Source organism: Solibaculum mannosilyticum (assembly GCF_015140235.1).
In the GTDB taxonomy this organism is placed as follows: domain Bacteria; phylum Bacillota; class Clostridia; order Oscillospirales; family Acutalibacteraceae; genus Solibaculum; species Solibaculum mannosilyticum.
The window spans coordinates 76,435-90,936 of record NZ_AP023321.1 but is presented as its reverse complement, the minus strand read 5'-3'; the positions used below and the strand labels follow the sequence as shown (position 1 = coordinate 90,936).

The window sequence follows — 14,502 nt, the reverse complement described above, 5'->3', positions numbered from 1 at the left end:
AAATTCCTGTTTGACAGAGGTGGAAAATCCCCGGTGGGTTTTGGCCTGAAACCAAAGTCCGCCGGGTTGTTTGTGTTCTGGATAGTCTTGCTTTGTCAGGAGGGGATGGGATTTGTCAACTAAAATGGATGCCGCGTTAAAAAAGCCGTGGATGGTGGCCTTAATCGCCATTTTTTGCTGCGTGTTATGGGGGAGCGCTTCCCCTTGTATTAAGATCGGTTACGAGATGCTTGGGCTGTCCCCCGATTCATCGGGCGCTCAGGTTCTCTTCGCTGGGCTTCGTTTTACTCTGGCGGGATTCCTGGCCCTGCTCTTCGGCAGTCTCTTGGAGAAAAAGATTCTATTGCCCAGGAAAAGCGCGTGGGGAAAAATCCTAAAGCTGAGCGTCTTCCAGACCTCGCTTCAATACTTCTGCCTTTACGTGGGACTTGCCCATACCACCGGCGTCAATGGGTCCATTATCATCGGCACCAACACCCTCTTTACCATCTTGGTAGCTGCACTGCTCTTCCGTCAGGAAAAACTCAATTTTCCCAAGGTGACGGGGTGTATCGTCGGCTTCGCCGGGGTACTCCTGGCTAATCTGGCGGATGGGGGATTCCATCTGAACTTTTCCCTGTCGGGCGAAGGTCTGGTGGCGGTAGCGGTGCTCTCCTACGCTTTCTCCTCCTGTTTTCTCAAGCGGTATTCCCAGGATGAAAACCCCGTGATGCTCAGCGGATATCAATTCATCGTAGGCGGCGTGACACTCACCGTAATCGGCCTTCTGATGGGCGGCCGGTTCCCTACCTTTTCTCCAGCGGCGGCGGGGATGCTTGTTTATTTGGCACTGGTATCGGCATTGGCCTATTCCCTATGGGGGATGTTGCTCAAGGTCAATCCCGTATCCAAAGTCTCCATCTACGGATTTATGAATCCAGTGGTAGGCGTCCTGCTGTCGGCACTGCTGCTGGGCGAAGGCGGACAGGCCTTCCGCCCGGGCAATGTTATCGCATTGCTTCTGGTCAGCTTGGGCATCTTTGTGGTCAACCGGTTTGGCGATACCGGGCCGCATTCCTCCAAGCGCCGTCTTTCCTAACCTCCAATCAAAAAGGCTCCCCTTGACGCAGGAGATGTTCTCTCTGCGACAGGGGGAGCCTTTTTCTTTCTTGTCGGGCAGTAAAATTTACTGCTCTTCTTTTTGTTCCGTATGGGTGATACACAGTCCCAGTTCATCCAACTGCTGCTGATCTACTGGGGAGGGACAGCTGGTCATGAGTTCCCGGGCATTCTGCACCTTGGGGAACGGGATCACCTCCCGGATGGAATCGGCCTTGGCCATGAGCATGACCAGACGATCCAGCCCGATGCCCAATCCGCCGTGAGGCGGCGCGCCGTATTGGAAGGCGCTGGTGAGGAAGCCGAACTTTTGTTTGATCTCCTCGTCACCCAGTCCCAGAGCATGGAACATCTTATCCTGGAGCTCCGGGTCGGTGATACGGATGGATCCGCTGGACAACTCCACACCGTTGAGCACCAGATCATATGCCTTGGCCCGCACGGCACCGGGATCGGAATCCAGCAGGGGAATGCATTCGTCCATGGGGGCGGTAAAGGGATGGTGCATGGCCACCCAGGTCTCGGTCTCCTCGTCCCACTCAAAGAAGGGGAATTCCGTGATCCAAAGGAAGTTGTAGGTGTCGGGGATGATATCCAGCTTGCGGGCCACCTCCAGACGCAGGGCTCCAAGCACCGGCAGGGTCACGCGGTTTTTGTCGGCGATCATGAGGACGGCGTCGCCCTTCTCGGCGCCCAGACAGGCCAGGAGGGCATCCATCTCCTCGGCGGAGAAAAACTTCCCAAAGGAACTGGCGGGCTTGTCCTCCACCCAGCGCACCCAAGCCATACCCTTGGCGCCGATACCGCGGGCAAATTCGGTGAGCTTGTCCATCTCTTTACGGGAGAGTGTTCCAGCCGCGCCCTTGGCCACGATGCCGCGCACGCTCCCGCCGTTCTGTACCGCCGACGAAAAGACGCCGAATCCACAGTCTTTCACCAGATCGCTTACGTCGGTGATCTCCATGCCGAACCGGGTGTCCGGCTTATCGGAGCCAAAACGGCTCATGGCCTCCGCATAGGTCATACGGGGCAGGGGAAGGGGAATATCCACGCCCAACACCTCTTTGAAGAGGGTGGACACATAACCTTCGCCCAGCTCCAGGATGTCCTCCATGCTGACAAAGGACATCTCCAGATCGATCTGGGTGAATTCCGGCTGACGGTCGGCCCGTAAATCCTCGTCCCTAAAGCAGCGGGCCAGCTGCATGTATCGGTCGCATCCCGACACCATCAGCAGCTGCTTATAGAGCTGCGGCGACTGGGGCAATGCATAAAATTCCCCATTGTGCAGACGGCTGGGCACCAGGAAGTCCCGGGCCCCTTCCGGCGTGGAGCGGATGAGCATAGGGGTCTCCAGCTCCAGGAATCCATGGGCGTCAAAATAATCCCGGGTGGCCTTCATAACCTGGTGCTTGAGCCGCAGGTTCCTCTGTAAGGACGGGCGGCGCAAATCCAGATAGCGGTATTTCAAACGCAATTCTTCTCTGGCATTGCAGTCGTCGCTGATCTCAAAGGGAGGCGTCTCGGCCAGGGACAAAATGCGCAGCTCTGTGACAGCCACCTCTACCTTGCCGGTGGGGATCTCATTGTTGACGGCCGAACGCGCCCGCACCTCTCCTACCGCCGCTATCACGTATTCCGAACGCAGGGTGGATGCTTTTTCAAATACAGCCCGGTCGGTATTATCGTCAAACGCCAGCTGTACGATGCCGGTGCGGTCTCTCAAATCTACAAAAATAAGTCCGCCCAGATCCCTCTGCCGCTGTACCCAGCCGCATACGGTGACTGTCTTTCCAATATGGCTTTCGCGCGCGTCCCCGCAGGTAAGGGTGCGGGAAAGCCCCTGCATTGTCTCTGCCATTACTGATTTCCTCCCTGTTCCATTTCTCCGGCCGCCAATACCACCTGATCCAACTGGGCGCCGTACAGAGCGTCAAGCAACCCCTCCCGCCAGTCGATTTCCGTAGTGGATCCGTCGGCCATGTTCTTGAGCTTCGCACGGCCAGTACTTAATTCTTCATCGCCCAACACTAAAGTATGCTGTGCGCCCAATTTATCGGCGTATTTCATCTGGGCCTTGAGGCTGCGTCCCGCCAGGTCGCATTCGGCCCAGAAGCCCTCTTCCCGGACCCGGTTGACCGCCGCAAAGGCCTCCTTGGCCGCCTGATCCCCCATGGAGGCGATGTACAAGGCGCAAGGCTCAGCCTGGGGCAATTGTACGCCATTCTTTTCCAATACCAGCATCAGCCGTTCCATTCCCATACCGAATCCCAGAGACGGCAGATGGGGACCTCCCAGCTCCTCGATAAGACCGTCGTACCGGCCGCCGCCGCACACCGTCCCCTGGGCGCCGATGGAGTCGGACACAAATTCAAACACCGTGCGGGTGTAATAGTCCAGTCCCCGGACAATGTAGGGATTGACGTTAAAGGCGATGCCGGCGGCGTTTAAGCAGCGTTTAACCCCTTCAAAGTGATCCCTGCAATCGTCGCAGATGTAGTCCAGCACCACCGGCGCCTTGGCTGCGATGGCCGAGCACACCGGACTTTTGCAGTCCAAAATGCGCATGGGGTTGCGCTCCAGACGTCCCCGGCATGTTTCGCAGAGCTCCTCCTCATGGGCGCGGAAGTACTCCCGCAGCGCTTCATAATACCGGGCCCGGCAGGCAGGGCAGCCGATGGAGTTGATGTTTAAGGAAAGGCCCTTGACCCCCAGCATGGTCAGCACCGAGCGGGCCAGCGCAATGACCTCCGCATCGGCCGAGGGCTCGGCGGCTCCAAAGACCTCCACGCCGAACTGATTGAATTCCCGCAGGCGTCCGGCCTGGGGCTTCTCATACCGGTAACAGGAGTCGAGATAGCACACCTTAAGGGGCAGCAGGCCGGCATGGAGGCTGTGCTCCAATACGGCCCGGGCCGTACCGGCGGTACCTTCGGGGCGCAGGGTGATGGAGCGTCCACCCTTATCCTCAAACGTATACATTTCTTTTTGCACCACGTCGGTGGTCTCGCCCACCGACCGGTGGAACAGCTCGGTATGTTCAAACACCGGAGTGCGGATCTCACGGAATCCAAAACGCCGGGCAGTATCCAGCAGCAGGTTCTCCACAAACCGGCGCGGATAGCTTTGAGACGGTAACACGTCCTGCGTGCCGCGGGGCGCACGGGTCAAAACAGCCATAATCATTCACCTTTCGGAGTCAAAATAACAATGAGACGCCCCATTCCAGGGCGACAGTACAGCCTATGATCCACTTCTCACAGGCTTATCTTAATAATTATAAAGGCTTTGCTCCCTAAAATCAACACAATCCACCGGCCATCTGCCCTTTGTTCCAAAGTGTAACCAAACGTAACTTGATGTATTGTCCCAATTCCTTTATAATAGGAGAAAAATCCGCAGGCGCAGGCATGAATTTTCTTCTCCTGCCTGTTAAATTGTACGTCCCAGGAACCTTTTTAAGACATCGTTGTTTTGCTCCAAAAGGAGGTATTTTTTGATGCGTCAATTGTTGAAACGAGCTCTTGCCTTATGCATGGCCGCCGCTTTGTGTATGCTGGTTGTGTCGGGCTGCAAAAAGGGGGAGGATTCTGCTTCGTCCGAAGCTGCGTCTTCCCAGAGCCAGTCGGAAAGCAGCTCCATGAGCAGCCGGTCCTCTTTTTCCTCTTCTCCCGAATCCAGCAGTCCTTCGTCCAGTGAAGCGTCTTCCCGGTCAGAGAGCAGCAAAACGGAGGCCAGCTCTGCTCCATCTTCTTCCCGGCCTTCTACGTCCAGACCCTCTTACAGCTCCAGCGCCCCGGCTCAAAGCAAGCCGTCGGAGCAACAATCCTCTACGTCCTCTCAGGGAACCGAGATCCCCTACGACTATCAATTGCTCCGGGATTTCAACAGTTATATCAACCTGACCACAAAGGCGCTCAGCGGCGAAACCTTTTCGTATGAATCAATCACTGACCAACAGTTGGCTGCGGCTGGTGTCGTGCTGTGCAAAGATATGGGAGACGTACAAGAGTCCCAGAGAATTGAAAAGTCCCGCTTTGAAAATGAGATCCAGCAGTATTTTGGCCGTACCATTCAGGATCCGGAAGCTCTGTCAGGCAATGGATTCCAGTATAAGGATGGGTACTATTATTGGTCCGGACTGGGGCTGAATGATTACGAGTTCGAGGCCCAGAAGGCCTATGATCTCGGGGATAATTATATCCGTGTGGAGGGGCAGACCACCCTTTATGATATGGATGGAAATCCAGTCCGCACCCAAGATGCCGTTTATGTCCTTCATCGAGTGCCCAGCAGTTATTACGGCTACTATCTGATCTCTCAATCCTGATCTGCGGGCAGTGCCCGCTTCCAATACGCCCTTTTGCTGAATGAGAATCAGAACCGTTTGTAGCACGGTACCTGTAGGCACCTTCTCCCTTGCCTAGTCGTGGGCGGGCAGTGCCCGCTTCCATGTCGCCCTTTTGTTGAGTGAGGATCAGAACCGTTTGGGGCACGGTATCTGTAGGCATCTTCTCCCTTGCCTAGTCGTGGGCGGGCAGTGCCCGCTTCCATGTCGCCCTTTTGTTGAGTGAGGATCAGAACCGTTTGGGGCACGGTATCTGTAGGCATCTTCTCCCTTGCCTAGTCGTGGGCGGGCAGTGCCCGCTTCCATGTCGCCCTTTTGTTGAGTGAGGATCAGAACCGTTTGGGGCACGGTATCTGTAGGCATCTTCTCCCTTGCCTAGTCGTGGGCGGGCAGTGCCCGCTTCCATGTCGCCCTTTTGTTGAGTGAGGATCAGAACCGTTTGGGGCACGGTATCTGTAGGCATCTTCTCCCTTGCCTAGTCGTGGGCGGGCAGTGCCCGCTTCCATGTCGCCCTTTTGCTGAATGAGGATCAGAACCGTTTGGGACACGGTATCTGTAGGCATCTTCTCCCTTGCCTAGTCGTGGGCGGGCAGTGCCCGCTTCCATGTCGCCCTTTTGCTGAATGAGGATCAGAACCGTTTGGGACACGGTATCTGTAGGCACCTTCTCCCTTGTCTTGTTGTTGATGGGCAGTGCCCGCTTCTAATACGCCCTTTCGCGGTTTTCCTGGGATCTAATCCATCTTCACTGAGCGATCTGGCTGCGGACCTTGTCCGTGAGATTTCAACCATAAATCCATGTCAAATATAAAAAAGGCCCTGCGTCTAGGATTTATCCTCAGACACAGGGCCTTTTTACCGCTTATTGATCTATCGTTTAGAGTTTTTACTTCAGCTTATTCATCACCAGGCCGGTGATCAGCTTGGGATAAAAATAAGTAGATTTCTGCGGCATCTTTTCCCCAGCCGCAGCCACATCCCGGATCTCAGTGACGCGGGTGGGGTTGAGCAGGAAGGCAAAGTTTGCACCGCCGTTTCGCACAGCATCAATGGCTTCCTCCATCTGCTTGACATACACAAGGTTTTTCTGATTGGCCATATTTTCCTTGTCGATGCCAAAAAGACGTTCCAAAATCAAGGTATGCAGCACCGTCACATCCATGTGCCGGGACGCCGGACTCAAATCGGGCAGCAGCCGGTCCATAACGCCCTGATCCCGCAGGGTCAGGCACTGCCAGCCTTTGCCGCCCATATAGAGGCCAAAAGCCGTCTTACCCTCTTCATACAGGCCTTCCAAGACCTGTTCCATATTGTCGATGCTGTCCATGGGCTTGAGTTCAAAATACTCGCTGCATTTGCCCAAAGCATTGGCGGGATCAAAATTCTCCAAGCCGGTGACCACTCGATGGGTGGGGAATACCACAAGTCCGGGATGCTCCATATCCACCAGCATCATCATGCAGTAGTCTACCGGATCGCCCTCTTTTGCCAGACCCTGTTCCCGAGCATAGTCCCGGAAATTGAGGGCCGTCTCATAGCGATGATGGCCGTCGGCAATGTAGAGCTTGCGGCTCTTAAATTGTTCAGACAGCTTTTGAGCCAGATCCGGATCGGCCACCGCCCACAGACGATGGATTATGCCCGACTGGTCGCAGAATTCCTGATCGGGTACTCCGGACGAAGCTTCTTCGATCAGGGGACGGGTATTGCCGTCGTCCATATACAGGGAATAAATCTGGCTGAAGTTGCAGAAGGTGGACTTCATCAGATTAAAACGATCCTCTTTTGCCTTGGAAAGGGTAAATTCATGGGGCAGAACCACACCCTCCGAGAAGGGAGTCAGCTTTACTAAGCATACAATACCCTTGATGCTGCGGGTGATCCCCTTCACAGTGAACTCCTCTTCATAGATATAGGTACATTCCTGCTCGTCCCGCTTGAGGATACCCTCTTCTTCCCACTGCTGTTCCAACCGGCCGGCCTGGGCATAGGGATCCTCTCCCTCCCGGGGGAGTTCCAGACGAATGACGTTATTCTCGTTTTTCTCAATGTATTCCAGACGCTGCTGCTCGCTGATGATATCGTAAGGCGGGCAGGTGAGTTCGGCGATGTCTCCCGCTTTTTGACAGTCAAACCGCAGGGCGCGGAAGGCTTTGATGTCAGCCATGTATGATTTCCTCCTTGTCGCAATAAAGAACGGATATTGATCAAAGCTTATTGTATCGGAAAAAGAAGGGCGCGTCAACGGGATTTCCTCAGGATTCCCCCTGCTGGAGCACAGACTTTTCAGAAATCACTCAAAATGCTGTTATCCCCCGGCAGAACCCTGTCATTTCCCGCCGGCAGATGGCCGGTCAAAGCCTTTTCCAGCGGCGCCGGATGAAGGGATTTTTTGCGTCCATTTCCTATTTCTTTTCCTTTTGGCGTCTTTTGAGACAATGAACTGAAAAAATCTGCCGATTTGCTTTACTTTTGCTCCAAAAATTGTTACTATGATTGTGATTTTGAAATTTTTTTGTAACTATTTTGTCTCCTATTCTTTGGGATGAGACATGTTTTCTACTTTTCAGGAGGTTCCACCATGAGCAAAAAGATCATCGCGTTATTGATGGCAGTCCTGTTGGTCTGCACCGTCATCGGAGGCGCCACTGTTTTGGCCTCCAGCCAGGAAGTTTCCATTCCGGACCCTGTGCTGAAATCGGCTGTTTGCAGCCAATTAGGCATCTCCTCCAGTTCCAAGATCACCACTGCCCAGATGGAGAAATTAGAGGGCCTGGCCATTCAGAACAAATCCTCATTGAAAAGTTTGGAGGGTCTGGAGGCTGCCGTCAACCTACAGCGGCTTTATGTAGACAATTGTTCCATTACCTCCACGGCTCCTCTGTCGGGCGCCGCCAGCCTGGAGGTGCTGAACCTCTCCGGCAACCCGATTTCCGATATCAGCGGTCTGGCGGGCCTTGAAAACCTGCAGCATGTGTACCTGGCCGATACCGGTATCTCAGATCTCAACCCTCTTCTGGATTCCAAGGATGCACTGATGGTGCTGGATATAGCCCGAACCCAAGTGGAGGATTTCTCTCCTCTTTCTTCTCTCCATAAACTGACTATGCTGGATGTATCGGGCAATGCTAGCGCAGCCTCCGCCCCCCTGGATCAACTAGGTAATCTCAATCTTTTGTTTGCGAAAAACTGTTCTTTGACTTCGGTGGAATCCCTCGCTTCTCTCACCGGGCTGACTCGCCTGGATTTGGATAACAATGAAATTTCCGATTTGTCGTCTCTGGCCTCTTTGCCGGCCATCCGGGAACTGTACCTATCCGGCAATCCGCTCACCGATTCCGAACGCAACCAGGCGGCCCTCGGTTCCCTCAATAGCGCAGGGGTCAAAGTGGTGCACGACGATCTTCTCCCATCGGATGACAATATCTATCCTGAGCCGGAAGACCCGTCCTTGGCCAGCGATGTTTACGTGTTGGATACCGCTAGGCAGACAGTGACAGGCGTCTCGCCGGAAACTGCAGTCTCCGACTTCCTGGCAGGTTTCGAGAGTACCGGTACCCTGCGTCTGGTGGACGCCGGCGGACAGGAAGTGACATCCGGTTCAGTGGGCACCGGCATGATGCTGGAATCCACCGATATGGAGGAGCCATATACTGTGATTGTGTACGGCGACGTCACCGGCGACGGCCTTATCAACATTGCCGATCTGGTGGCGGTGCAGCAGCATATCCTAGGCGAGAGCGCATTGACCGGCGCCGCTCTCCAGGCCGGACATGCCGCCCGTCCCGGCGATGCTTCGCTGGACGAACCCCTTAACATTACCGATTTGGTGGCCATCCAACAGCACATTCTGGGTGACGCCGTCATCGGGCAAAAATAAGAAGAAGGCCTGTGAGTCTTATGAAGAAATCTATCCGGGCTATGAGTTTATCGATAGCTCTTTGCCTATTATTCGCATTACTTCCCGTGCTGCCGGTATCGGCGGCAAGCAGCGCTACATTGACGGTTTCGTCCACCCAGCTTTTGCCGGGGGACACGGTAACGGTAACAGTGGGATATTCCAGCAGCGAGCCTTTGCGCGGCTCTGACATTACGGTAAAATATCCGTCGGATATATTTGACTATGCGGGTCACACTTTTGCCGATCGTAATAATATGTCCGGCAGCTCGGCTCCCACAAGCGACTGCCTCCAGTTTTTATCCTGGTACGACACCCCCGGTTCTTCGGGACAAACTTCCTTGACTTTGGGTACCATAACCCTTGAGGTAAAGGATTCCCCCGCCGCCTCCGGAGAGATCATCGTCACTCGGGCCGAAGGCAGCAGTGGAACAACCGGTAAACTTGTTTTTCTGGGCACCACTTCGGTGACGGTTTCTACCCAGTCTCCACAAGAGGAAGACCCTCCGGAAGAACAGCCGACCCCATCAGAACAGCCTTCCGAACCGGAAAAGGAATCTTCCAACCTTCTGAAGTCCCTGACGGTGTCCAACGCCACCCTGTCCCCGGCTTTTAACCCGGATCAACCAGCCGATAGTTATTCCTGCAGCGTCCCTTACGAGGTGGAGTCGCTGGATATCAAAGCAGTGCCCGTCGATTCAGATGCTTCTATCTCGATCCAGAACAACAAGCTTAAGGCAAGTGGGGTCACCAATGTCACTGTAACGGTCACCCCGGCAGCCGGCAGCGGATTGGAAAAACGACATTACACCATCGCAGCAACCCGGGCGGCACCGCCCGATGCCCCGGCTTTGGATTCATTGGAGATCCCGGACGTCCAACTTTCCCCGGATTTCTCCCCCGACGTGATGGATTACCATTGCCAAGTCCCTTATGAAACTACGGCTCTGGATATCAACGCCATATGCTCTGATCCAGACGCTGTTGTGGAACTCAGCGATCTGAGCCTGGCTTCGGAGGGCGTCACTGACATTACCGTCACGGTCTCAAAAGACGGTTACAATCCCCGGGTCTACACCATTTCGGTTACACGTAAGGATCCTCATTCCAGCCGGCTGAAATCCCTGTCCATTGTGGAAGCCCAGTTGTTCCCTTCCTTTGAAGAACAAAGTGAACCTGGGGCTATCTTTACCTGTACGGTTCCTTATGAAACGGAGTCCCTACACATCACCGCCGTCCCAGAGGACAGCGCTGCCACCATCCAGATTGAAAATAATATCCTCATCCCTGGATCTACTTCACGGATCACCATCACGGTTTCCTGCGAGGATCAAGAGGACAGCCTTTACTACATCGACGCCACCCGTCTCGCCCAGTCCGCGGAAGAAGAACAAGAAGAGGATTCCAATTCCTCGCCGGCAGGGACGACACAGCTTATCGTGGCCATTGCTGTGGTCGTAATCGGCGCCGGAATCGGCATTGCAGTGTTTGTCCTCTATCTCAAGCGAAACAACAGAAAATCATAAAAACTCATAGACGAAAAAAACACCTGTGTCGATAACCGGACACAGGTGTTTTAGCATCTTAGTTGAGGAGGATTGTCCCATATGAACGTAACAAAGACGAGCCGTTTTATCAGCTTAATCTTAAGACATAGACCCCAAGTCATCGGCATCACGCTGGATGAGCACGGTTGGGCCAACGTGGATGAATTGATTGCAGGCGTTAATAAAACCCATCCACTGGACCGGGACACCTTGGAGGAAATCGTAAGGACCGATGAAAAACAGCGGTATTCTTTCAACGAGGACCATACATTGATCCGGGCCAATCAGGGACATTCCATCGCTGTGGACGTGGAACTGGAAGAGGCCGTTCCGCCGGAATTTCTCTGGCATGGTACAGGGGAAAAGTATACGGGTTCCATTGATACGCATGGACTGATCCCCAAAACCCGGCTCTACGTACACCTTTCAGGCGATATCGATACCGCCCATAAAGTGGGGAGCCGACATGGGAATCCAGTGATCTATCGCGTGTCGAGCCGTGAGATGTACAACGCCGGCTTTTCCTTTTATCGTTCGGTCAACGGCGTCTGGCTCACAAAGAACGTCCCTGTCTCTTATCTGCAAAAACAGGATTAAAGTATAACAAACCCCCGCCTACAAATAAATAGGCGGGGGTTTTCATCTTCAGGAAAGGAACCGAAGGTTAACCTCTTTTAAAAGGCCAGCTTATCCTCAATCCAGGAGATCAATTCATCGATAGCTACGCGCTCCTGAGCCATGGTATCCCGATGGCGGATGGTGACACAGTTGTCCTCCAGGCTATCAAAATCATAGGTCAGGCAGAAGGGGGTACCGATCTCATCCTGGCGGCGGTACCGTTTGCCGATGGAACCGGCATCGTCGTAGTCCACCATAAAATGCTTGCACAGAAGCTGGTAAACCTCCTGCGCCTTTTCCCCCAGCTTTTTGGAAAGAGGCAGTACGGCGGCTTTAAAAGGAGCTAGAACCGGATGCAGACGCAATACTGTGCGCACATCGTTCTTTTCTGCATCCACCACTTCCTCATCATAAGCGTCGCACAGGAAAGCCAACGCCACACGGTCGGCTCCCAAAGAGGGCTCAATGACATAGGGAACGTACCGTTCATTTGCCTCCTGGTCAAAATATTCCATGCTCTTGCCAGAGTGATTCTGATGCTGAGTCAGGTCAAAATTGGTGCGGTCTGCGATGCCCCACAGTTCACCCCATCCGAAGGGGAAGAGGAATTCAAAGTCGGTGGTGGCGTTGGAATAATGGGAGAGCTCCTTCTGCTCGTGGTCGCGCAGACGGAGATTTTCCTCCTTCATGCCAAGGCTCAGGAGGAACTGTTTGCAGTACTCCTTCCAGTAGGCAAACCATTCCAGATCGGTGCCGGGCTTACAGAAGAACTCCAGTTCCATCTGTTCGAATTCCCGAGTCCTAAACACGAAGTTGCCGGGCGTAATCTCGTTGCGGAAGGATTTGCCGATCTGAGCCACGCCAAAGGGAAGTTTCTTGCGGGTGGTGCGCTGGATATTCTGGAAGTTGACAAAGATACCCTGGGCGGTTTCAGGACGCAGATAAATCTCATTTTTCGCATCCTCGGTGACGCCCTGGAAGGTCTTAAACATCAGATTAAATTTGCGGATATCGGTAAAATTGTTGCTGCCGCATTCCGGACAGCAGATGTTATGATCCTTGATGTACTGGGACATTTCCTCAAAGCTCCAGCCGGCCGGATTGACGCCGGTATCTTCAATGAGCTTATCGGCACGATGGCGTGTTTTGCAGTCGCGGCAGTCCATCAGCGGGTCGGAGAATCCGCCCACATGGCCGGACGCCACCCATACCTGCGGGTTCATCAGGATAGCCGAATCCAAACCTACGTTATAGGGGGATTCCTGCACGAATTTTTGATGCCAGGCCCTTTTGACATTGTTTTTAAATTCCACGCCCAAGGGGCCGTAATCCCATGTATTGCTCAGGCCGCCGTAGATCTCAGAGCCGGGATATACAAACCCGCGACCCTTGCACAGCGCCACGATTTTTTCCATTGTTTTTTCGTCATTACGCAGCATATTGTTCCCTCCGCATTTTAGTCATCTATCATGGTACCGCCTCCCGTCCCAATTGTCAAGCGTCCGGGCAAATTGTACCACTTTATTCACTCCTCCCTGCCCCGGATGGCGTCACTGCCTCTCAACAGGAGCAAGAAGAACACAATTTACATAGGATAAAACAAGGGGCCTTTGGGACCCTTCCCACCATTCCCAAAGTTCTCTCTCAAGGAACTGTTGATCCGGCAGGCAGCCATTTCTCAGAGATGGACGGCGTACTTTTACAACAAGTTCCAGCTTGTCTCTCACAGGTAACGCTTCGATTGATCCGGAGCCGCTGTATCAATTTTCTACTTTTTGGGAGGTCTTTCTCTTGAATATTTATCATCAGGACTGCTGTTGTCAGCCCTCCTGTCCAGCCCCTTGTCCGCCCCCTGGACCGACCTGTCCAACCGGGGGGACAATGGGACCGACCGGTCCCACCGGTCCTCAAGGTCCAATGGGGCCTCAAGGAGACCAAGGTCTCATGGGACCGACTGGGCCTCAGGGAATCATAGGTCCCCAGGGGCCTCAAGGCATCCAGGGATTTGCCGGGCCTACCGGCGCTACCGGTCCACAAGGCGCTCCTGGACCCGAAGGTTCACAAGGGGTACAAGGCCCGCAAGGACCCATCGGGCCAGCTGGTCCCACCGGAGCCACCGGTGCCCAGGGCATTCAAGGACCTGCTGGTCCTACCGGCGCTACCGGCCCACAAGGCGCTCCTGGTCCCGAAGGCTCACAAGGAGTACAAGGCCCGCAAGGACCCATCGGACCGACCGGTCCCACCGGAGCTACCGGTGCCCAGGGCATTCAAGGACCTGCCGGGCCAGCCGGCGCTACCGGCGCTGTTGGGCCCCAGGGACCTCAAGGGCCTCAGGGTCCCATTGGGCCTACTGGTCCGACAGGGCCTCAGGGCATCCAAGGTATCCAAGGCGCTGCCGGCGTACAAGGCCCACAGGGCCTTACCGGACCCACTGGTCCTACCGGTTCCACCGGCACCACTACCAGCGGTATAACATCCTACGGCGGGCTTTACAATGCCGGTACACAGCTTGTCTCTTTCCCCTCAGCCGATACCGAGGTTCAAGTCCGTCTCAATGCAGCCATGCCCTTACGCGGCACTACCTCAAGCGGGAATAACACATTGACCATCGGTGTTGCTGGAGATTATGAGATTTCTTATAACGTCCTGCTCAACACAAGTCAACCGTGTACGGCTGCCGTTGGAGTCCGGCAAAATGGTACAATGTTAGCCGTTACGCGCGGTTCCCGCACCATGGCGGTGGACAGTACCACCACACTTTCCTACGATGGGCGTCTGTCCGGTACAGCCATCGTCCCCTTGGCGTCTGGAGACGTCTTGGATCTGGCCATTACCATTGTACGGACCCTTCCCGCCAATTTGGACGCTGTCATCAACGGTTACGCCAACTGTACCATGAGCGTCATCAAGCTGGATCCGTGATGCTGATTTGCTGATTTAAAGTCCACTGTAAATCCTTATACTGCAAAACAACAGGAAGATACAAATCTTCCT

General features: G+C 54.3%; 9 protein-coding genes and 1 pseudogene. 6 read left to right on the top strand and 4 right to left on the bottom strand.

The features are described 5' to 3' along the window. Window positions 1-112: 112 nt before the first annotated feature. Complete coding sequence (locus C12CBH8_RS00385; RefSeq protein ID WP_246441598.1) at window positions 113-1,078, top strand: DMT family transporter; 966 nt, start codon at window positions 113-115, stop codon at window positions 1,076-1,078. 87 nt (window positions 1,079-1,165) lie between these two features. On the opposite strand, the gene aspS is transcribed toward C12CBH8_RS00385, so the two are convergent. Together aspS and hisS are read right to left on the bottom strand one after the other, a co-directional pair. Then, on the bottom strand, window positions 1,166-2,959 hold the full coding sequence (aspS, locus tag C12CBH8_RS00380) for an aspartate--tRNA ligase (RefSeq protein WP_090263851.1): 1,794 nt from the start codon (window positions 2,957-2,959) through the stop codon (window positions 1,166-1,168). Next, window positions 2,959-4,278, bottom strand: coding sequence for a histidine--tRNA ligase (hisS, locus tag C12CBH8_RS00375; RefSeq protein WP_099323008.1), 1,320 nt, complete (start codon window positions 4,276-4,278; stop codon window positions 2,959-2,961). The genes aspS and hisS overlap by 1 nt, the downstream gene beginning before the upstream one ends. A 319-nt stretch (window positions 4,279-4,597) precedes the next feature. Here hisS and C12CBH8_RS00370 point away from each other — a divergent pair, with 319 nt between their 5' ends. Then, window positions 4,598-5,428 (top strand): hypothetical protein, encoded by an 831-nt coding sequence (locus C12CBH8_RS00370; RefSeq protein WP_090263847.1) that lies wholly within the window; start codon window positions 4,598-4,600, stop codon window positions 5,426-5,428. A 903-nt stretch (window positions 5,429-6,331) separates the two neighbouring features. On the opposite strand, the gene C12CBH8_RS00365 is transcribed toward C12CBH8_RS00370, so the two are convergent. Beyond that, the gene (locus C12CBH8_RS00365) at window positions 6,332-7,612 is read right to left on the bottom strand and encodes a DUF1015 domain-containing protein (protein ID WP_215533335.1); all 1,281 of its coding nucleotides are present in this window, start codon (window positions 7,610-7,612) and stop codon (window positions 6,332-6,334) included. A 414-nt stretch (window positions 7,613-8,026) separates the two neighbouring features. Between C12CBH8_RS00365 and C12CBH8_RS00360 the strand changes: the two genes are divergently transcribed. The 3 genes from C12CBH8_RS00360 (at window position 8,027) to C12CBH8_RS00350 (ending at window position 11,487) form a co-directional block, all read left to right on the top strand. Then, entirely contained in the window at window positions 8,027-9,325 is a 1,299-nt protein-coding gene (locus C12CBH8_RS00360; RefSeq protein ID WP_215533334.1) for a leucine-rich repeat domain-containing protein, read from the top strand. Between the two features lie 20 nt (window positions 9,326-9,345). Then, on the top strand, window positions 9,346-10,869 hold the full coding sequence (locus tag C12CBH8_RS00355; protein ID WP_215533333.1) for a cadherin-like beta sandwich domain-containing protein: 1,524 nt from the start codon (window positions 9,346-9,348) through the stop codon (window positions 10,867-10,869). An 81-nt stretch (window positions 10,870-10,950) separates the two neighbouring features. Next, complete coding sequence (locus tag C12CBH8_RS00350) at window positions 10,951-11,487, top strand: RNA 2'-phosphotransferase (RefSeq protein WP_090263838.1); 537 nt, start codon at window positions 10,951-10,953, stop codon at window positions 11,485-11,487. A 77-nt stretch (window positions 11,488-11,564) separates the two neighbouring features. Here the strand turns inward: C12CBH8_RS00350 and C12CBH8_RS00345 are convergent, their stop codons facing one another. Beyond that, window positions 11,565-12,947 carry a glycine--tRNA ligase gene (locus tag C12CBH8_RS00345; RefSeq protein WP_090263836.1) on the bottom strand — a complete coding sequence of 461 codons (1,383 nt, stop codon included), beginning with the start codon at window positions 12,945-12,947 and terminating at the stop codon, window positions 11,565-11,567. A gap of 442 nt (window positions 12,948-13,389) precedes the next feature. Between C12CBH8_RS00345 and C12CBH8_RS12015 the strand changes: the two are divergent. Then, window positions 13,390-13,899 (top strand): annotated as a pseudogene (locus tag C12CBH8_RS12015) (collagen-like domain-containing protein); the annotation flags it as partial. Window positions 13,900-14,502 lie beyond the last annotated feature (603 nt).

What these genes read in the sequence shown, in the direction of transcription:
- C12CBH8_RS00370 (WP_090263847.1), top strand. Translation starts at nt 4,598, where the DNA reads ATGCGTCAATTGTTGAAACGAGCTCTTGCCTTATGCATGGCCGCCGCT.
- C12CBH8_RS00350 (WP_090263838.1), top strand. Translation starts at nt 10,951, where the DNA reads ATGAACGTAACAAAGACGAGCCGTTTTATCAGCTTAATCTTAAGACAT.
- C12CBH8_RS00355 (WP_215533333.1), top strand. Translation starts at nt 9,346, where the DNA reads ATGAAGAAATCTATCCGGGCTATGAGTTTATCGATAGCTCTTTGCCTA.
- C12CBH8_RS00365 (WP_215533335.1), bottom strand. Translation starts at nt 7,612, where the DNA reads ATGGCTGACATCAAAGCCTTCCGCGCCCTGCGGTTTGACTGTCAAAAA.
- C12CBH8_RS00345 (WP_090263836.1), bottom strand. Translation starts at nt 12,947, where the DNA reads ATGCTGCGTAATGACGAAAAAACAATGGAAAAAATCGTGGCGCTGTGC.
- C12CBH8_RS00360 (WP_215533334.1), top strand. Translation starts at nt 8,027, where the DNA reads ATGAGCAAAAAGATCATCGCGTTATTGATGGCAGTCCTGTTGGTCTGC.
- aspS (WP_090263851.1), bottom strand. Translation starts at nt 2,959, where the DNA reads ATGGCAGAGACAATGCAGGGGCTTTCCCGCACCCTTACCTGCGGGGAC.
- hisS (WP_099323008.1), bottom strand. Translation starts at nt 4,278, where the DNA reads ATGGCTGTTTTGACCCGTGCGCCCCGCGGCACGCAGGACGTGTTACCG.